The 18,893-nt window shown below is 63.8% G+C and carries 15 protein-coding genes and 1 riboswitch; of the genes, 2 read left to right on the top strand and 13 right to left on the bottom strand.

The features are described from left to right. Positions 1–151 precede the first annotated feature (151 nt). From U0177_RS21840 to U0177_RS21900, 13 genes are all read right to left on the bottom strand, one after another. Complete coding sequence (locus U0177_RS21840; protein WP_409572787.1) at positions 152–1,498, bottom strand: NtaA/DmoA family FMN-dependent monooxygenase; 1,347 nt, start codon at positions 1,496–1,498, stop codon at positions 152–154. Between the two features lie 173 nt (positions 1,499–1,671). After that, positions 1,672–2,826 carry an LLM class flavin-dependent oxidoreductase gene (locus U0177_RS21845; protein WP_409572788.1) on the bottom strand — a complete coding sequence of 385 codons (1,155 nt, stop codon included), beginning with the start codon at positions 2,824–2,826 and terminating at the stop codon, positions 1,672–1,674. A 12-nt stretch (positions 2,827–2,838) separates the two neighbouring features. Then, positions 2,839–3,945 carry an LLM class flavin-dependent oxidoreductase gene (locus U0177_RS21850; RefSeq protein ID WP_409572789.1) on the bottom strand — a complete coding sequence of 369 codons (1,107 nt, stop codon included), beginning with the start codon at positions 3,943–3,945 and terminating at the stop codon, positions 2,839–2,841. Next, complete coding sequence (locus tag U0177_RS21855; RefSeq protein ID WP_409572790.1) at positions 3,942–4,433, bottom strand: GNAT family N-acetyltransferase; 492 nt, start codon at positions 4,431–4,433, stop codon at positions 3,942–3,944. Before U0177_RS21855 ends, U0177_RS21850 begins: the two co-directional genes overlap by 4 nt. 41 nt (positions 4,434–4,474) lie before the next feature. Next, positions 4,475–5,041, bottom strand: coding sequence for an NADPH-dependent FMN reductase (gene ssuE / locus U0177_RS21860; RefSeq protein WP_409572791.1), 567 nt, complete (start codon positions 5,039–5,041; stop codon positions 4,475–4,477). A gap of 163 nt (positions 5,042–5,204) precedes the next feature. Then, positions 5,205–7,028, bottom strand: a complete 1,824-nt coding sequence (locus tag U0177_RS21865; protein ID WP_409572792.1) for an ABC transporter substrate-binding protein — start codon at positions 7,026–7,028, stop codon at positions 5,205–5,207. A gap of 90 nt (positions 7,029–7,118) precedes the next feature. Beyond that, positions 7,119–8,060 (bottom strand): ABC transporter permease, encoded by a 942-nt coding sequence (locus tag U0177_RS21870; RefSeq protein WP_409572793.1) that lies wholly within the window; start codon positions 8,058–8,060, stop codon positions 7,119–7,121. A gap of 2 nt (positions 8,061–8,062) precedes the next feature. Next, positions 8,063–9,019 (bottom strand): ABC transporter permease, encoded by a 957-nt coding sequence (locus U0177_RS21875; RefSeq protein WP_409572794.1) that lies wholly within the window; start codon positions 9,017–9,019, stop codon positions 8,063–8,065. A gap of 83 nt (positions 9,020–9,102) precedes the next feature. Further along, positions 9,103–10,236, bottom strand: coding sequence for an aminotransferase class V-fold PLP-dependent enzyme (locus U0177_RS21880; RefSeq protein WP_409572795.1), 1,134 nt, complete (start codon positions 10,234–10,236; stop codon positions 9,103–9,105). 305 nt (positions 10,237–10,541) lie between these two features. Further along, positions 10,542–11,873 (bottom strand): cysteine desulfurase, encoded by a 1,332-nt coding sequence (locus U0177_RS21885; protein WP_409572796.1) that lies wholly within the window; start codon positions 11,871–11,873, stop codon positions 10,542–10,544. Between the two features lie 126 nt (positions 11,874–11,999). Beyond that, positions 12,000–12,179, bottom strand: a riboswitch (SAM riboswitch). A 417-nt stretch (positions 12,180–12,596) separates the two neighbouring features. Continuing rightward, a complete protein-coding gene (gene groL / locus U0177_RS21890; protein ID WP_409572797.1) occupies positions 12,597–14,255 on the bottom strand; it encodes a chaperonin GroEL in 1,659 nt (552 codons plus the stop codon). A gap of 134 nt (positions 14,256–14,389) precedes the next feature. Continuing rightward, complete coding sequence (gene groES, locus U0177_RS21895; RefSeq protein WP_409572798.1) at positions 14,390–14,695, bottom strand: co-chaperone GroES; 306 nt, start codon at positions 14,693–14,695, stop codon at positions 14,390–14,392. Positions 14,696–15,366: 671 nt separating this feature from the next. Continuing rightward, entirely contained in the window at positions 15,367–15,687 is a 321-nt protein-coding gene (locus tag U0177_RS21900; RefSeq protein ID WP_409572799.1) for a hypothetical protein, read from the bottom strand. Between the two features lie 1,405 nt (positions 15,688–17,092). Between U0177_RS21900 and U0177_RS21905 the strand changes: the two genes are divergently transcribed. Both U0177_RS21905 and U0177_RS21910 read left to right on the top strand, forming a co-directional pair. Next, complete coding sequence (locus U0177_RS21905) at positions 17,093–18,001, top strand: cation diffusion facilitator family transporter (RefSeq protein WP_409572800.1); 909 nt, start codon at positions 17,093–17,095, stop codon at positions 17,999–18,001. A 39-nt stretch (positions 18,002–18,040) separates the two neighbouring features. Then, positions 18,041–18,718, top strand: a complete 678-nt coding sequence (locus tag U0177_RS21910) for a DUF6796 family protein (RefSeq protein ID WP_409572801.1) — start codon at positions 18,041–18,043, stop codon at positions 18,716–18,718. The last annotated feature ends 175 nt before the right edge of the window (positions 18,719–18,893 follow it).

The following is an 18,893-nucleotide window of genomic DNA, read 5'->3' on the forward strand; positions in this document are numbered from 1 at the left end:
CGTGTCCATTTTCCGCGCCCCGCGCGGAAAATGGACACAGAAGATGAGCAAGTACCATGCTGCCGCAGGCTCAATTCCGTACCGTGAGGAAGCCGAAACACGCAAGTGCGTAACTCCTATATTTTTAGGACAGCGGCTGGTATAACGCGCGCTAGTGCACCAGCGCCGCGTCGCCGACCCATGGGCTGACCGGCCGCTCCAAGCCGAGGTGCTCGCGGAGCGTGGTGCCGCTGTACGCCGTGCGAAACAGGCCGCGCCGCTGCAATTCCGGCACTACAAGCTCGACAAAGTCGTCGAGATCGTTTGGAAACACGGTTGGCGTCAGCAAGAAGCCGTCGCTTGCCTCTTCCTCAAACCAGTGCTGGAAGTGGTCGGCCACCTGGCTCGGCGAGCCGACCAGCGTCCAGCGCGGAACGGCCTTGTCGATCAGCTCTCGCAGGGTCAGATTTTCGGCGCGCGCCAGCGTCTTCCAGCGCTCCAGGAGCGGCCCATTCACCTCGGGCTGGCTGGTGTCGATATCCGGGAATGGCCCGTCGAGATCCACGCCGGCGAAATCGTAGCCGCTTGGCTCGCTGAGCAGGTAGCGCCCAAGCGCCGGGGTGAACAGCAGCTCGCGGTAGTAGGCCGCCTTGGCCTGCGCCTCGGCCTCGGTCGGCGCGACAACGACAGCCAGCCCGGGCAGCACGCGCAGCTGGTCGGTCGGGCGGCCATAGCGCTCCATGCGCTGCTTGACGTCGGCGTAGTGCGCCTTTGACTCGGCGATGTCGCGATAGGGGCTGAAGATCACGTCGGCGATGCGCGCCGCCAGGTCGCGCCCGTCGTCGGATTGGCCGGCCTGCACGATCACCGGGTGGCCCTGTGGCGCGCGCGGCACGTCGAGCGGCCCGCTCACGTCGAACCACTTGCCGTGGTGGTCGAGCGCATGAACTTTTGCCGGGTCGGCCCGTCCGCCGGCAAGCGCGTCATCCTCCCAGCTATCCCACAGCTGCTTGATCAGCGCGACAAACTCGCGGGCGCGGTCGTAGCGCGTGGCGTGCTCGAGGTGCTTCTCTTTGCTGAAGTTGAAGGCGATCTGGTCGCCGCCCGAGTCCTTCGCCGCCGAGTTGCTGAAGCTGGTGACGACATTCCAGGCGGCGCGGCCGGCGCTGACGTGATCGATCGAGGCCAGCTGGCGCGCCAGCTCGTAGGGCTGGTTGTACGTCGACGAGATTGTCGCCGCCAGCCCGACGTGCCGCGTGACGGCGGCGAGCGCCGGCAAGAGCGCCAGTGTGTCGGGCCGGCCATTGACGATCGAGCCGAAGAACTTGTCGCGGTGCTCGCGCACCACCAGGCCCTCGCCAAAGAAGATGAAGTCGAGCAGGCCGCGCTCGGCTGTTTGGGCGAAGCGCACATAGGTCGCGAAATCGTCGTGCTTGGCATGGTCGGGGTGGCGCCAGGCGATCGTGTGTCCGACGCCCTGGAAGAAGGCGCCGATGTGCAGCTGCTTGCGTGTAGTCATTTCTATTCTCCTTGCAGGCTTGGCGCGCTAGGCGCCAGGCGGCGCAGCCTTGGTGGTACCTCATCCGGCTGGTCGCGTGCTGTGCGTGGGGGTTCGTAGGCGGCTTCGCCGCCCCCAAATTTTTACGATGCCCTGCCCGCCAAAGCCGGGCAGGGCATCGCAAAAGCAAGCGATCAAACAGGGCTGGCATCATAGGCCGTAAATGCCTCAGAGGGCGCACCGGCGTACTGGCTGCCGGGCTGGGCAAGCCCCAGATGCTCGCGCAGGGTGCGCCCGCCGTACTCGGCGCTCAGCAGGCCGCGCCGCCGCAGCTCGGGCACCAGCTCGTCCGCGAGCGCCTCCAGGTCGCCTGGCAGCATGGCCGGCAGCAGGTGGAACCCGTCGGCAGCGCCGGCGCGGAACCACTCTTCCAGCAGATCCGCCACCTGCGCGGGCGTGCCGATCGCGCGCAGCAAATCTGGGCCGCCCGCCGCAGGCGCGCGCGCGTCAAGCTCGGCCGCGCGCGCCTGGGCTAGCTCGGCTGTGGCGCCGAGGATCGGCAGCACGCTCTGCAGCACCCGTACATCGCGGCCGGCTGTGGCAGCGGCCTGCTGGTGCTCGGCGTAAGCCTGCTGGGCGGCCACAAGCGTTGGCTGGCGCAGCACGAGCACATCGGCCAGCGCGGCCGACAGCGGCGCGCCGGGGTCGCCACGGTCGACGGCCACGATCACCACGTGGCCCTGCGGCGGGCGGTAGGTAATCTGCGGGCCGCGGATTTTGAAGTGCGCGCCGACGTGGTTGATATGGTGCAGCTTGGCCGGGTCGAGGTACCGGCCACCCGCGCGATCGAGCACGACCGCGTCGTCTTCCCAGCTATCCCAGAGTTTGCGGCTGACCTCGACGTACTCTGCGGCGATCAGGCGTCGCTCCGCGTCCGGCAGGGCGCGCGGCTCGCCGTAGTTCTGCGCCTCGGCGCTGCTCGCGAGCGTGGTGACATCCCAGCCCGCGCGGCCGCCGCTCACAAAGTCGAGCGTGGCCAGCTCGCGCGACACCGTGAACGGCTCGCTGTAGGTCGTCGGCTTGCTCGCCACCAGGCCCACGCTGCTGGTCTCGGGGGCCAGGCGCGCCAGCACCGTCAGTGCGTCGAGCCGGCCGACCGGCCACTCGCCCGTCACCGCGCGCCCGTCTTCCAGCAGCACAAAGTCAAGCCGGCCGCGCTCGGCGGCCCGCAGCAGCTGGCGGTAGTGGCCAAGCTCGGTCAGGCGCTGCGGCTGGCTGGCCGGCGCGCCGGGGTGATACCCGAGCCCGCCGATCGACGCGCTCAGGATGAGCCGTTTGAGCTCGCTCATACGAGTGACTCCTTATATCAAAAACGCCGGCACGATCCCCGGCGCGCTCGTTTCGAATGCGCCCTGCTGGCGAGCCGCAGACGCGCCGCTCCATACCGTGCTCGGCACCTCGCGGCGCAACACCGGCGCCACGTCGGCGGCAAAGCGCTCGACCTGCTCGCGCTGCTCGGCTTCGGTCAGGCCGTCCACGCTCACGCTGAGCACCTGGTGGCCGAAGGCGGCGTGGTAGCGCAGTATTTTTTCGATCACCTGATCGGCGCTGCCGACCAGCACCGGCCCGTTGGCGATGTTATCTTCCAGGTTTGCGAACGGTGGCTTATTGTGCTGCGCTGCGGCCGTCGCCATGAGCGCGTCGTAGTAGGGCCTGAATCGGCGCACCGCCTCCTCTGGCGTGCCTGCCAGGTACAGGCTGCCCGCGCCGGAGCCGACAATCGCCCGGCTGGGGTCGTGGCCGTAGAACGCCAGACGCTCGCGGTAGTGCTCGATCAGCGCCTGGTACTTCGAGCGATGGTGGAAGGCGTTGGCCGAGAACAGCGGCTCGCCATACCTGGCGGCCAGCTCGGTCGAGCGCGTACTCGAGGCGCTGCCGTGCCAGACCGGGATGGGCTGCTGGAACGGGCGCGGCTGCGTCGTGATGCGGTCGAGCGGCGGGCGATAGCGCCCCTGCCAGGTTACCTCTTCCTCATCCCACAGCCGCCGCAGCAGTGCGTAGCGCTCGGCCAGCGAATCCCACTGCTCGTCCTCGGTGATGCCGAACAGCGGGTAGTGGCGCGGGTCGTTGCCCTTGCCGATAATCAGCTCGAGGCGGCCGCCCGAGAGGTGGTCGAGCGTGGCGTAGTCCTCCGCTACGCGCACCGGGTCGAGCACGCTCAGCACCGTCACGGTTGTCAGCAGGCGAATGCGGTTTGTCCGCGCGGCAATCGCCGTCAGGATGACTGGCGGCGACGACGACAGAAACGGCGCGCCGTGGCGCTCGCCCACGCCGTAAGCTTCGAAGCCGAGCCGCTCGGCCAGTTCGGCCTGCTTCAGGATGTTCTGGAACTTCTGCTGTGCCGTGAGCGTCTCGCCGGTAATCGCGTTGGGCAGGTTCATCACCAGGCTGAACAGCGCAAACTTCATCTGATCCCACCACGCTCGACCAACAGGTCTTTTTGGTAGGCCAGCACGCGATCCCAGGTGCCGCTGAAGCGCGGGATGCTGCGGTAGCCGACCAGCTCGTACAGTGCTGCTGCGTCGAGCTGCTTCGGGCCGGTCTGGAGCTTGATCGTGGTGTAGCCGAACTCAAGCGCCAGGCGTTCCATTTCGGCCAGAATCGCCTGGGCCACGCCTTTGCGGCGAAACGCGCGGCGCGTATACATACGCTTGACTTCGACCGTGATCGGGTCGAGCGGCCGCAGCGCGCCACAGCCGACGGGAAAACCGTCGATCCGCGCGACGATAAAAGCCGCGCGCGGCACTTCGACATCTTCGGGCTTGAAGCCGGCGCTGCCGTCGCTCGTCTCGTAGAGTGCGGCCAGCTCGGCGCTCAGCTCGTCGATCAGCTCTTTCGCATCGGCGCTGCGCACATCCTCGGCGGTAGCGACAATCCGGTCGGTGATCGTTGTCATATACTCCTCGCTACCTTCTGCAATGCAAAGGGCAAAACCTGCTACGCGGCCCGCTCGTGAACGGCCTGCACGAGCGTGGTACCTGTATTGAGCTCGTCGGCGAAATAGCGCAGCGCGCTGTCGAGCCGTGCGTCCAGCTCGGGGTCGAGGTGCAAGCCGTCGCCGGCCAGCTGGAGCTGCGCGTCGACGATGTACACGCCCTGCAAGATATGCTGGCCGCCCAGCGCGGCGAGCACTGGTCGCAGCGCGTAGTCGATCGCCAGCAGGTGCGCCGGCGAGCCGCCGGTCGCGATCGGCAGCACCAGCTTGCGCGTCAGCGCGCCTTGCGGCAGCAGGTCGAGGAAGGCCTTCAGCACGCCGCTGTAGGCCGCCTTGTACACCGGGGTCGCGATGATCACACCGCGCGCCTGGCGCAGCAGCGCGGCCGCCTCCAACACCGCCGGGCTGTCGACGCGCCCATAGATCAGATCTTCGGGCGGCAGGTCGCGCACGCTCAGCGCGCGCGTGTGCAGGCCGTGGCGCTCCAAGGTTTGGCGCACGTGCTCCAGCACAGCCGCCGAGCGCGAGCTGGCCGAGGGGCTGCCCGCGATGGTTAACACATCAAGCATGTACAATCCTTCCAAATTGGCTACTCGTGCAAGCGTTGACTACACGAACGCTTGCTCCTGCCTGGGCAGAGCGCTTCTTTCGTATGGCGTGCGCTTTTCCGCGTGACACGGAAAAGCGCACAGACCGAAGCAGCCGCATATGTCGTATGCGCGAAAAGCTGCGCTAGCCCTTTGTGTCGGTGAGGTATATGCTCAGCTTCTGGCCACGGTACACACTTCCATCCGTCACCGGCGCGCCGGATTTGTTATGCGGGATGCCCTGCACGTACGGCTTGAAGACGTTGGTGAACAGCGGGTAGTACAGCGGGATGTATGCCGCATCGTTCAGCAAGGCTTTCTCGGCCTGCAGGTACAGGTCGGCGCGCTTGGCCCGATCCTGCTCGCCGGCCGCCGAGTCCACCAGCTTGTCGAAGGCGTCGCTCTTCCAGGCAAAGCGCCGCCGCGCCGCCGAGCCATACCAGATCGCGGTGTAGTGGTTGCTCGGGTCGGGGTAGTCGGTGTACCAGATGTAGAACACAAACTGGTACTTGCCGCCGAACAGGTTGCTGATGAATACCTTGCTGTCCTCTGGGCTGTCGATGGTGACGTTGAGGCCCAGGTTCTGCGCCAGCTGCTGCTGCAGCACCTCGCCCACCAGCTTGCCGGTCGGGCCAACCGGGCGCAGCGTCAGGGTCACATCCGGCCAGTTCTTGCCGCCTTCGTAGGGCGTGCCCTTGAGCTTGCTCTTGGCCAGGTCGGGGTCGAACTTGTAGGCGTCGACCAGATCGGGGTACTTTTCCGGGTCGAGCGCGTAGGGCTGGCCTTGGGAAATCAGGCTATAGGCTGGGGTGCCCAGGCCATAGATCACCTTCAGCAGCGTTTCGCGATCGATCGCGTGCTGCAGCGCCTGGCGCACGCCCAGCTGGTCGAACGGCGGTTTGTTGACCTCGGGCGACAAAAACGCGGTTGCCGGCGTGGGTACAAGCACCAGCTGCTTGCTCAGGTCGGGGTCGGCCTGCAGGCGCGGTATCTCGCTGGCGGGGATGCCTTGCGGCTCACGGTAGTCGAGCTCGCCGCTCTCGTAGGGCAGCAGGCCAGCGTTGTACGGGATGATCGAGGCGATCGCCCGCTTGAGCTTCGGCTTGGGCGCGATCGCGAAGTCCTCGTTGCGCTCGAACTCCAGCGCCTTGTTGTGCTCCCACTTCACCAGCTTGAACGGCCCGTTGCTGACGATATTCTCGGGCTCGGTCCACTTGTCGCCGTACTTCTCGACGCTGGCGCGGTGCGCCGGCAGCGCCGAGGCGTAGCCGACCAACAGCGGGAAGTACTCGCGCGGGCCGTTCAGCGTGATCTCCAGCGTGTACTTGTCGACCGCCTTGACGCCGAGCTTGTCGGCACTGCCACCCTTGCCGGCGTTCCACTCTTGCGCGCCTTTGATGTCATACAGGATCGCGGCGTAGCTGGCTGCGGTTTTGGGGTCGAGCTGGCGCGTGAAGCTGTACACGAAGTCTTCGGCGGTCACCGGGTCGCCGTTGGTCCACTTGCCCTTCTGATTGATCTTGAAGGTGTAGACGGTGCCGTCGGGCGAGACGCTCCAGCTCTCGGCGGCATAGGGCTGCGCCTCGTAGTCGGGCGAGAGCACCGTCAGGCCGGCGAACAGGGTCGGCTCGCCGCCGTTGTACAGATCCTTGTTGAAGTCGTGGCTGGCCGGGTCGGCGTTGTAGGCGAAGCGGAACACCTGCTGCTCGTCGGGCAGCGGGTTGCCAGTGGCGCCGGCCGCTGCGGGCGCGGCGGTCGGTGCAGCCGCTGCGGGCGCGGCGGTCGAGTCGGCCGGCGCTGAAGTGCCGACGCCGCAGGCCGCCAAGAGCGCGCTGGCGCCACCCAGGCCTAGCGCCGCCAGAAACTGCCGGCGGCTCATGCCGCTGGCCTGCGCGGCGGCCCCAATCCGTTCGGCGAACAGCGCGCGCTGCTCATCGTCCTCTAGCCATCGCTTGTTCGTACGGGTCATAGCCAGTGCCTCCTCTGCAATCAGGTTGCGGAATCTATCGGCGAACGCCGGGCGGCGGGGCGGCACTGGACCGCCGCTGCGGCGCGAAGCCTACTCGTGGGCGCGTGGGTTCAGCGCGTCGCGCAGCCCATCGCCAAAGGAAGTGAACGCGAGCATCGTCAGCCCCAGCGCTACCGCCGGGAACACGGCCAGGTGCCAGGACGAGCGGATATACAGAATGTTGTCGCTGACCATCTGGCCCCAGCTTGGCATGGGCGGGCTGATGCCGATCCCGATGAAGCTAAGCGACGCCTCGGCCAGGATGGCCTGGGGTATGCCAAATGTCACCGTCGTGATGATCACCGAGAGGGTGTTGGGCAGCACGTGCGCCAGCAGAATGCGCCAGGGCGGCACGCCAACTGCGCGGGCGGCCTCGATGAAGTCGCGCGTGCGCAGGCTCAGCGCCTGGGCGCGCACCACCCGGCAGAGCGTCAGCCAGCCGGTGATGCTCAGCGCCACGAGAATATTCGTCAGCCCAGGCCCGAGCCAGCTCATCAGCAAGATCGCGAACAACAGGTTTGGGAAGGCATACAGCACGTCGACTACCCGCATGATCACGGCGTCGGCGCGCCCGCCGTAGAACCCGGCGATCAGGCCGAGCGGCACGCCGACGGCGAGCGCCACGAGCTGGACGCTCACGCCGACAAACAGCGAGATGCGCCCGCCGTACACCAGCCGCGCCCACAGGTCGCGCCCGGCGTTGTCGGTGCCAAGCCAGTAGCGCGTATTCGGGAGCGCGCGCAGGCTGGTGTAATCTTGGGCGGCGTAGCCTCGCGGCGCCACAAACGGCGCGAGCACAACCAGCAGCACCAGGAGCACCAGAAAGATTACGCTGGATAGCGCCGCCGGGTCGCGCCGTAGCCGCCGCCAGACATCGCCCCACAGCGTGCGGTGCCGCTGGGGCAGCGCCTGGGCCGGTGGCGCCGCGGCGTTGTTCGGATGCGCCGGCGCTTGAGCCGCCGCGGCAATCGTAAACTCCTGCTCAAGGCTCATGTTCAGCTCCTGTGGAGCAGCCGCGCCGCCGCGCGCGTGCGCGGGTCGAGCGCCCCATACAGCAGATCGACCACCAGGTTGGAAAGCACCAGCGCCGCGCCATACAGCACCACCAGCGTCATAATCACGGGGTAGTCCTTGGCGAAGATGCTGCTGACGAAGAAGCGGCCCATGCCTGGGACGGCAAAGATCGTCTCGACCAGGAACGAGCCGGTGGCGATCGCGGCGAAGATCGGCCCGGCAACCGTGACGACCGGCAGAAGTGCCGATTTGAGCACGTGCCGGTAGAGCACCACCCGCTCGTGCAGCCCTTTGGCCCGCGCGGTGCGTACATAGTCGCCGCTCAGCTCGTCTAGGATGCCGGCACGCGTATAGCGTGCGAAGATTGCCAGCGGGCCTAAGGCCAGCGCCAGGGTCGGCAGGATCCATGTCTGGGGCTGTTCCCAGCGCACGCTGGTGGCCGGCAGCAGCCGCAGCACCAGCGAGAACACCAGGATCAGCAGCACGCTCACGACAAAGCTCGGTAGCGCGATGCCGCTGGTTGTCAGCAGGGTCACCGCCCGGTCGAGCAGGCTGCCTCGCCGCGCGCCGGCGAGAATGCCGAGCGGTATGCCCAGCCCGAGCGCCAGCGTGAAGGCCATGGTGCCAAGCTGCAGCGATACCGGGAAGGTGTCGCGCAGCAGCTCGCTCACCGAGCGCGATTTGAAAGCGTACGATGTGCCGAAGTCGCCCACCAGCATCCCGCCGATAAAGCGCAGGTACTGCTCGGGAAGCGGGCGGTCGAGCCCGTACTTCGCTTCAATGTTCGCGAGTACCTCGGGCGGCAGGTCGTTGCCGCCGAAAATCGCCGGGTCGAACGGGCTGCCGGGGATGGCGTGCATCACCAGAAAGGTGATCAGCGTCATCGCTAGCAGTGTTGGAATGATCGCCACGAGGCGCTTCAGGAGGTAATATGTCATAATACTAAACTAAATAGATCGAAAAAGTCAACAATAAAATCGGCAAAAAATGCTGCTGCGCATGCACAAGCGCAGCAGGCGTATTAGCGGCGTTTGCTGAGCGCCGAGCCGACGCGCAGCACATCTTCCTCGCTATTGTAGAAATGAGGTGCGAAGCATAGCCCGCTTGGCCTGCGTGTGGCGACAATGCCGGCGGCCAGGAGGCGATCGTAGGCCGCCTGCGGCGTGGGGTGTTCGAGAACGATAATGCCGCTGCGGTGGCGCGGGGCGGCGTGCGTGCGCAGCGTGTGGCCGCGCTCGCGCAGGTCGCCAATCAGTATGTCGGTCAGATCAAGGATGCGCTCGGCGATCGGCGCCTCGCCAATCTCCAATATCATCTCGAGCGCCGCCGCGAGCCCGGCGATCGCGAGATCGCCCGATTCGCCGATAGTGAAGCGCTCCGAGCTGGTGTGGAGCGTGAAGCCGTAGTCGCGGACATTGATCGGCGGCAGCGTGCTGGTGGCGCCGACATACGCGCCCGGCTGAAGCCGGTCGAGCAGGTCGTGGCGGCAGTACAGCAGAGCGGCGCCAGGGATGCCGAGCAGCCAGCGCCCGGCATCGGCCACCAGGAAGTCGATCTGGTAGGCTTGCACATCCACCGGAAATGCGCCGAGCGTCTGGCTCGCGTCGACCACGAAGAACAGCCCGCGCTGTCGCGCGGCGGCTCCGAGCGCGGCCAGGTCGTGCCTGAACCCGGTGGCGGGGAGCGCGCTGCTCAGCGCCAGCACACGGGTGCGCGAGTCGATCCACCGGTCGAGCTGCTCAAGATCCAAGCCGCCATCGCTCTGCGCAATGCGCTTCACCAGAATGCCCCGTGCGGCCAGGTTCATCCACGGGTACACGTGCGCCGGATCTTCGCCGTCGAGCACCAGCACCGTCGTGCCCGGCTGGAGCGGCAGGCTGTTCGCGGCGGTATTCAGGCCAATGACGGCATTCGGTACGATCGCGATCTCGTCGGCGCGCGCGGCGTGGATCAGTGCCGCCGCACGCTGCTTGATCCGCTCGGCTGTTTCGGCCAGCGCGTCGCGCACTTGGCTGGGTGGCGCAGCCAGCGCGCGCTCGATATGCGCCTGGATAGCGCGAGTGACATGGTTGCCGAGCGGTGCGCCGGTGGCGTGGTCGAGAAAAGCGTAGCGCTGCGTAATCGGAAAGGTATCACGGTATGCGGCGAGTTCCATCGGCGCCTCCATGGATTGCGATACTCCTTAGGGTATCGCGATCCCCTACCCTTTCAGGCCACTATCAAGCTTACCTGCGACGATACTAAGGATCTTAATATACTTGATCATAATTGTCAAGTAAAATTTGTATTCTTGTGTTCAATAGACTTTATCGGAAATAAGGGAGCCAGGGGGGCTTTGCCCCACCAACAGAGGATTCTTGGGGGCCGCAGGCCCCCTAAACCCCCACCATTGTTATTTTCAATAAAGTCTAATAGACTTTCTCCCACTCTAAGCCGGTATGGCGCCGGCACCAGAGAAAGCTAGGCCAGCGCGAAGCCGCGCGCCTGCACCACCTGAGGCGTACGGCAGTCGGCAGCCCTGGCGGGCGCAGTTTGCACCGGATGGCGCTGTATTGCCGCGAGCCCATCGACGAGCGCGTCGACATCGGCGAAGTCGTTGTAGATCGTGAAGCTGGCGCGCGCGCTCGAGTCCAGCCCGAGCAGCCGGTGCAGCGGGTGCGCGCAGTGGCGGCCCGAGCGGATGGCAATACCGCGCTGATCGAGGGCGGTGGCGATATCGTGTGGCGCAACGCCATCGACGGTGAACGTCACGACGCCGCCGCGCAGCTTTGCATCGCGCGGGCCATAGATGCGCAGGCCGGGGAGGGCGCTGAGGCGACGCAGGGCATACTCGGTCAGTGCGCGCTCGTGCGCGTGTACTGCGGCCAGGCCAAGCTTGCCGAGGTACGTGACTGCCGCGCCCAGGCCGATCGCCTCGACAAATGCCGGCGTGCCGGCTTCGAACTTCAGCGGCGCGTCTTCCCATACAACCCTGTCAAAATCGACATCACGCGCGACATCGCCGCCCGTCAAGAACGGCGGCATCGCGGCCAGTAGCTCGGCGCGGCCGTAGAGCACGCCGATGCCGGTCGGGCCGAGCATCTTGTGCCCCGAGAACACCGCAAAATCGGCATCGAGCGCGCCAACGTCCAGCGGCATGTGCGGCGCCGACTGGCACGCGTCCAGCGCGACCAGCGCGCCAAGCGCGTGCGCCCGCTCAATGATCGGGCGCGGGTCGGTGATCGTGCCGAGCACATTCGAGACATGCGCAAAACTCACCAGCCGCACGCGCGGGGTCAGCAGCGCGTCGAGGCACGACAGATCAAGCGTGCCTTCGGCAGTCAGCGGGATGCGCTTTATATTCAGGCCGCGCTCGCGTGCCAGCTCCAGCCAGGGCAGGTAGTTGGCGTGGTGCTCCAGGTCAGTCAGCACGATCTCGTCGCCCGGCCGCAGAAAGGTGCGGCCGTACGAGTACGCCAGCAGATTAAGCGCCTCGGTTGCATTGCGTGTAAAGACGATCTGGCTAGCAGAGGGCGCGCCGATGAAATCGGCAATGCTGGCGCGCGCTTGCTCGTAAAGCTCGGTGATGCGCATGCTGAAGCTGTAGGCGCCGCGATGGACATTCGCGTATGTCGAGCGGTACGCCTGCTCCATGGCCTCGAGCACCGCCACTGGCTTCTGCGACGATGCCGCGCTATCGAGAAACACAACCGGATGGCCGTGGATCTGCTGCTGCAGCGTTGGAAAATCCTGCCGGATGCGCGCGACATTGAGGGGTGTGCGTGTACAGGCGCCAGTGGTGTCGGTAATCACGTGATCGTCCTTTCATCAGAGCGGAAATAAAAAACGCCCATCGTGCTGGACGACGGGCGCCCGCTGATGCGGACCAACAAAACGCCTTTTCCACGACACATGGAAAAGGCGTACATCAGCGTTCGCCTCTCATCTTCCAGTTTGCGCTGCCGGAGTTGGCACCCTAATGATCGAGCGGCCGTTCGGGGCGAGAGGCACGCGGGGCGAAACACTTCGCCACCACGCCTCTTCAGCTCGGAACGCCACGTTCTTTCCAGGGTTGCCGAGGCTTCATCGGGCCGGTCCCTCCACCTCTCTGGATAAGAGTATGCGCTATTCAATTATGCCGGCAATGATACATTACTTGCCTGAAATTGTCAACTTTCACCCCAGCCATAGCCTGCCCGATCATAGGCGCAGATGCGCGTTGTGGGCTCAATCTGGGGCGGAACACGCGCCGCTCCTACATTGTTATACCAATTCCGTTTGATTACTTGTGTTTTCTTGTGCGGCGCCGGCAAGCCGGGCGCGCACAGAAAAGAAATTTCGGGGGCGGCGAAGCCGCCCCGAACCCCCACTATAATCCGAGCGATCAGCCGGATTTGGTATTATGCTCGAATTGCAGCGTGCGGGCGGCAGTATGCCGCCCCTACATTGTGATCGGGAAAAAACAAGCGCAGGCAGCATCGGTATTCGATGCCGCCTGCGCACCATGAGCTGGCACCCAGCTATGAGCTTGTGATCCTAGAAGTCCATGCCACCCATGCCGCCCATGCCATCCATGCCGCCAGGCATTCCACCACCACCAGCGTTAGCCTCAGGGATGTCTGTGATCAGCGCCTCGGTGGTGAGCAGCAGCCCGGCGATCGAGACAGCGTTCTGCACTGCACTCCGCGTCACCTTCACTGGGTCGACCACGCCCTGCTCCAGCATGCTGCCAAGCTCGCCGGTCAGCACGTTGTAGCCGTAGCTCGTGTCGCCCTTCTCCTTCTGGTGGCGGCGCACGGTGTTGATGATCACCGCCCCATCCTCGCCCGCGTTCTTGGCCAGCTGCCGCATCGGCTCCTCGAGCGCGCGGCGCAGGATCTGCACGCCGAAGCGCTCGTCGTCGTTGTCGACTTTCACGCTGTCGAGCGCGCCTAGCGCGTTGATCAGCGCCACGCCGCCGCCCGGCACAATGCCTTCCTCGACGGCCGCCCGCGCGGTCGAGAGCGCGTCCTCGACGCGGTGCTTCTTCTCCTTCAGCTCGGGCTCGGTGGCGCCGCCGACCTTCAGCACCGCCACGCCGCCGGCCAGCTTGGCCAGCCGCTCCTGCAGCTTCTCGCGGTCGAAGTCCGACGTCGTCGTTTCGATCTGCGCGCGGATCTGCGAAACGCGTGCCTGTATTGCCTCCTGATCGCCGTGGCCTTCGATGAAGGTGGTGTTGTCTTTGTCGGACACCACGCGGCGCGCGCGGCCGAGGTCTTCGGTGGTAGCGCTGTCGAGCTTGCGGCCGATCTCCTCGGAGATCACCGTGCCGCCGGTCAGGATGGCGATGTCCTGCAGCATGGCCTTGCGGCGGTCGCCGAAGCCCGGCGCTTTGATCGCCAGGACGTTGATCGTGCCGCGCAGCTTGTTCACCACCAGCGTCGCCAGCGCCTCGCCGTCGATATCCTCGGCGACGATTACGAAGTTCTTGGTGACCTGCAGCACCTTCTCGAGCACCGGCAGAATCTCATTGATGCTGGCGATCTTCTTGTCGGTGATCAGGATGTACGGCTCCTCCAGATCTGCTTCCATTTTGGCAGTGTCCGTCACGAAGTAGGCCGAGATATAGCCACGGTCGATCTGCATGCCCTCGGTGTATTCCTTCTCGAAGGCGATGCCCTTGCTCTCCTCGACCGTGATCACGCCGTCTTTGCCGACCTTCTCCATCACCTCGGCGATCAGGTCGCCGATCTCGCTGTCGGCGGCCGAGATCGTCGCGACGTGCGCGATGTCGGCGCGGTCGCGCACCGGCTTGGCCAGGCTCTTCAGCTCGGCCACCAGCGCCTCGGCGCCCTTGTCCAGCCCGCGCTTGATCAGCATCGGGTTGGCACCGGCGGCGACAACCTTGAGGCCCTCGGTGACGATCGCCTGGGCCAGCACGGTGGCGGTGGTGGTGCCATCGCCGGCCACATCGTTGGTCTTGGTGGCCACCTCGACCAGCAAGCGCGCGCCCATGTTCTCAAACGGATCCTTGAGCTCGATCTCCTTGGCGACGGTGACGCCGTCGTGGGTGACGGTCGGGGCGCCGAACTTCTTGTCGATCGCGACGTTGCGGCCGCGCGGGCCGAGCGTGGTCTTGACCGCGTCGGCAACAATGTCGACGCCGCGCTTGAGCGAGCGCCGGGCCTCCTCGTTGAATTTGAGTTGCTTCGCCATAGGGCTGGGGAGTCCTCTCTGTGAATAACGCAGTCAGTAGTCAGTGGTCAGTGGCTAGAAGAAGGTGCTATCACCGAAACGCAATGCTTGCGATGATTTCAATGATCTTCTGAATGCTGTATTCTTACTTCTGACTATTCGGAAATGATGCCCAGAATATCTTTCTCGGATAGGATCAGGTACTCGACGTCGTCGACTTTGTACTCGGTGCCGCTGTACTTGGCGAACAGAACTTTGTCGCCAGCCTTGACGTTCATCGGCACGCGCTTGCCATTATCGTCCAGCCGGCCCTCGCCGACGGCCAGGATAGTGCCTTCCATCGGCCGCTCTTTGCTGGCGGTGTCGGGCAGCAAGATGCCGCTCTTGGTCTTCTCCTCGCGCTCCGCTGGCTTGATCACCACGCGGTCTGCCAGCGGCCGAATGCGAAACTCTTCTGCCATAGTCGTTGGCCTTTCACTTCTTCTGAGCGATCCTTGTAGAACCGATCAGATACAGGTTGAACAATCCGCGCCAATCGTTGGCGGAGGTACGAGCATCATCTGCGTCATCTGTGCAATCAGTGGATGATCGCTCTATGAGTGGGAGTTATACCGATGGCAAGGGCTGTGGATGCACAGGCTGGCCGTGCTGGCTGTTCCGGGCCGAGGGTGTGCCAATACGCAAAGAACTCATCGTGTATATACACATTCTAACACATTTCCACATAATAAATTACACTGTTATGCCAAATTGATTTTATAGCGACAATCCTTATAATGAGTGTGTATATACTAAAAGAACAAAAGGTGCAGTACTATGAAGATAACGCGTCGATCTGATAATGGGAAGAGCGGGCATTTACTGATTTCGGTGCCTGCCAGCCGGGTCGCTGAGGTCGAGTCCGCGCTGACCTTTCTTGAGGAGAAGCGCGAGCAACGCGGGTCTCAGGTCGTAATTGACTTAATCGTGCGCTCGGCGCTACGCAATGGATGGCGACCTCTGCCTTCGGAGGGTGATTCAACTACCCGCTAGCTGATGAGGGCGCGCTGCTGGCAGCGCCCCTGTTTCGCCTTTTTCTGCTCTTGCGCCGCTGGATAGTGCTGCTGTATGCGAAGAAATCGCCCCACGCGCACTAAACCTGCGCTGCCGTGTACTGCACGACTTCATCGTGATAGCAGAACCATTCCCGCTGGCGATCAGTGTCGCCGTCCAGCCGCACGAGGCAGCTATCGCGCGGCACGCGGAAAATCTCGACGATCGTCCCTGTCCTGTTCAATAGCTCGGGAAACGACCGCCGCCCCTGCCGAATGATGATCCGATCCCCGACCACAAGCTCGCGCTCTACGGGCGGGAGCACATGCGAACTGCCGGGTTGCTCCGGTGTATTTTGTTGAACAGCGGATAGCGCATCCCCTGCTGGTGGGCTATCGATGCGTGTGTGTGCCTGGGCCATGGTTGGCTTCCTCTCTGTATAGCTCCAATTTGGAGCTATCGTGACATAAACGCTTCAGTTCCTGTATATACATATTATAGCACAGTTTAATATTTGTGGCTTTTCCAAGATATACTATTGAAATTGTGTATATACAGATTTGTGAAGGGTCTGACCTGCCGCGGCAGTGCCTGCGCGCAGACACTTCAACGCGCGTCGATCGACGCCAAAGTTCACGAGGTGATCGATCTGGCGTAACAAGGCACACCAAGCTGCGAGGCGTGGAGTAGCGCCTCTGGGCACGCGAGGCGGCCAAGCCGTGCGCGAACATTCTATGTGACTGTAGCGCGATAGCGAAGGTGAGTCCGGATGCGAGAGGCCGTGGTGCCGAGCAAGGAGGGGGTGAAGATTGCGGATTTTCCTGTTGGGCGTGTCCAATTTCCGCGCGCAGCGCGGAAATTGGACACACGATGATCAAAAAGTACCGTGCTGCCGCAGGCACCATGCACGGCTTTGGGAAGCCGAACAGCGCAACTAAGTAAGCCCTAAATCGATAGACTTGCCCTGCTGCTGAACATGCCCGCCCGATGACTTAGATGTGTGCTCACGTCACGGCAACACTGCTCTTCACTCAGCCGGATGGCCGAACGGCACATCGGCCTGCCAGGTTTCATTGGTCAGGCGATTCACGAATGTGAAGTGCACCAGCTGTGTGTGCCGGTCAACTTGGTGCCCACCCCAGCGCCAGGGTGGGGCAAGCCGACCGTCGGCTTGTGTGGCAGGCATGGGTGTACGGAGTGGCCCCAATATCTGGGATTCGTCGAGACGAACGCTGAACGTCGCACCGCCATTGGGCGCGAAGATAACGAGTGGGTATCTTCCTGGCATTACTGTTCTTCCGTGTTGAAGAGGCGCAAGGGAGGGGCCTGCTGCCCACAGCAGGGAGGCGCATCTTGAGTTGCGCTCAGTATAACACGCTTGTGAGCTAAACGATAGTACTCAGAATTCTACTCCGTCGTGCGGGCGGCGATATGGCGCCTCTACATTCGTGGATTTGTGTGTATTTTCAGCGCGCGGGCGGCGATATGGCGCCCCTACATTCGTGGATTTGTGTGTATTTTCAGCGTGCGGGCGGCAGCATGCCGCCTCTGCATCTCATGGATTTGCGTGTATTTTGGGCGTGCGGGCGGCAGCATGCCGCCCCTACATTGCCATGCTCGGATTGTAGGGCGCAGGCGGTGATATGCCGCGCCTCCATTGTCACCGCGATGAATCAAACCAATCCTCGGCGCTTTGCGCAGCGCTGTTCATCGGCCGGCATCCATGGTATGCTGCATCAGCGTCTCGGGCAGTAGCTTGTGCCGCCTAACCCTGATCTGCGAGGAGTGTAATCCTTTCCCTTTGAAGCTACCGAAAGGAATTTGGGTTGGCAGATCATCACACGCATTCCCACGCGCCGGCGAATTATGGCCGCGCCTTTGCTATTGGGGTTGCGCTCAATCTGGGGTTTGTGATCGCCGAGTTTTTCTACGGCAAGGCCACGCGCTCGCTCTCGCTGGTGGCCGACGCGGGCCATAACCTCGGCGATGTGCTGAGCCTGCTGCTGGCGTGGGGGGCAATGCTGCTCTCGCGGCGCCTTCCGTCGCAGCGGCGCACCTATGGCTTCCGCCGCTCGTCAATTCTTGCCTCGCTGATCAACGCGGTGGTGCTGCTGATCACGGTTGGCGCGGTTGCGTGGGAGGCTATTCGCCGCTTATCAAACCCCGAGCCGGTCGGCGAGCTTACGGTGATCTGGGTGGCCGCGGCCGGCATTGTCGTCAATGGGTTCACCGCGCTGCTGTTTATGGCCGGCCGCGAGAGCGACCTCAATATCAGGGGGGCTTTCTTGCATATGGCCTCGGATGCGGGAGTATCATTCGGTGTGGTAGTCGCCGGCGTGGTTATGCTTCTGACCGGCGCGTACTGGCTTGATCCGCTGGTGAGCCTGGCGGTAATGGGCGTGGTGCTGGCCGGCACCTGGGGGCTGCTGCGCGATAGCCTCAATCTCGCGCTTGATGCGGTGCCCGAAGGGATCGAGATGCCGGCCGTCGAGCGCTATCTGCGCTCGCTGCCGGGCGTTGCCGACGTGCACGATCTGCATGTCTGGGGCCTCAGTACCACGGAAGCGGCCCTGACGGCACACCTGGTTATGCCGGATGCGCCCTGCGAGGATGGCCTGCTCAGCCGCATATGCGCCGAGCTGCACGATCAGTTTGGCATTGAGCACGCGACGGTGCAGGTGGAGCGCGGCGACCCCGAACACCCGTGTGGCCTGGCGCCGCACCACGTTGTCTGATCGTGGGAGCAGGCGCAGGGTGTACAAAGGATGGTTGGTATGATCTCTTCACGCATCTGGGGAACGATCGGCAGCCTTGCAGCATTGGCGGCGGCCGGGGCAGATCTGGCGCTCCAATATACGCCAGATCCTGCACATCTTGGGTCACTTGAGTATAGCTATTTTCTGGACGTTTCACCAGAGCGCATTGCCGTTGGATTTTACCTGGGGGTGATTGCCATTCTCATGCAGATTGCTGGATTTTGGCAGATCACGCTGGGGCTGGCACCAGCTGGTAAGCGCTTCGCAATTTCGTTTTTTGTGGTCGCCTCGTTTGTCACCGCCCTTGGCGCGGTGTTTCATGCACATGCTGCCTTGCTGGGGCTGGTGGTTCAGGCGCGCGCTCGCGCCGCAGGTGACGCACAGCAGGCGTTCAGCAGCCTGATAGCAGAACTTGTCTCATACCGCACCATCCTCGTCGTCGTGCTGTTTGTTGGCCTGCTGCTGTTCTCTCTCTGGTATGTGTTTGTGGTTGGGTGGAAAAAGACAGCCTACCCGCGCATTGCGGCTGTGTTCAATCCGCTGCTGCTCTTTATTGCCTTTGGCATGATAGGCGCGCTTATTCCGCCGCTCCGTCTGGTTCTTCTGCCTGCGGGGATTAACCTTGCGAACTTGCTGTTTTTTGCTCTCGGTACATTGCTCGCGCGCCGTGATGGTTCGCTCGCGCCAGCAGGATGAGCTCTATGTATGGCAGAGCACGGGCGGCAGGATGCCGGCCCTACATTGCCACGCTCGTATTGCAGAGCACGGGCGGCAGCAGGCCGCCCCTACATTGTGGCCAATCAAGGCAATTCTTGCATTGCAGAGTGTGGGCGGCAGGATGCCGGCCCTCCATTGGATGAATCACACCAAT

The sequence above is a fragment of the Kouleothrix sp. genome (assembly GCF_046328425.1).
Lineage (GTDB): Bacteria > Chloroflexota > Chloroflexia > Chloroflexales > Roseiflexaceae > Kouleothrix.

Bases quoted from the DNA above. Each gene is read 5' to 3' on its own strand.
- U0177_RS21840 (WP_409572787.1), bottom strand. From the start codon at position 1,498: ATGACTACACGCAAGCAGCTGCACATCGGCGCCTTCTTCCAGGGCGTC.
- U0177_RS21845 (WP_409572788.1), bottom strand. From the start codon at position 2,826: ATGAGCGAGCTCAAACGGCTCATCCTGAGCGCGTCGATCGGCGGGCTC.
- U0177_RS21850 (WP_409572789.1), bottom strand. From the start codon at position 3,945: ATGAAGTTTGCGCTGTTCAGCCTGGTGATGAACCTGCCCAACGCGATT.
- U0177_RS21855 (WP_409572790.1), bottom strand. From the start codon at position 4,433: ATGACAACGATCACCGACCGGATTGTCGCTACCGCCGAGGATGTGCGC.
- ssuE (WP_409572791.1), bottom strand. From the start codon at position 5,041: ATGCTTGATGTGTTAACCATCGCGGGCAGCCCCTCGGCCAGCTCGCGC.
- U0177_RS21865 (WP_409572792.1), bottom strand. From the start codon at position 7,028: ATGACCCGTACGAACAAGCGATGGCTAGAGGACGATGAGCAGCGCGCG.
- U0177_RS21870 (WP_409572793.1), bottom strand. From the start codon at position 8,060: ATGAGCCTTGAGCAGGAGTTTACGATTGCCGCGGCGGCTCAAGCGCCG.
- U0177_RS21875 (WP_409572794.1), bottom strand. From the start codon at position 9,019: ATGACATATTACCTCCTGAAGCGCCTCGTGGCGATCATTCCAACACTG.
- U0177_RS21880 (WP_409572795.1), bottom strand. From the start codon at position 10,236: ATGGAACTCGCCGCATACCGTGATACCTTTCCGATTACGCAGCGCTAC.
- groL (WP_409572797.1), bottom strand. From the start codon at position 14,255: ATGGCGAAGCAACTCAAATTCAACGAGGAGGCCCGGCGCTCGCTCAAG.
- groES (WP_409572798.1), bottom strand. From the start codon at position 14,695: ATGGCAGAAGAGTTTCGCATTCGGCCGCTGGCAGACCGCGTGGTGATC.
- U0177_RS21900 (WP_409572799.1), bottom strand. From the start codon at position 15,687: ATGGCCCAGGCACACACACGCATCGATAGCCCACCAGCAGGGGATGCG.
- U0177_RS21910 (WP_409572801.1), top strand. From the start codon at position 18,041: ATGATCTCTTCACGCATCTGGGGAACGATCGGCAGCCTTGCAGCATTG.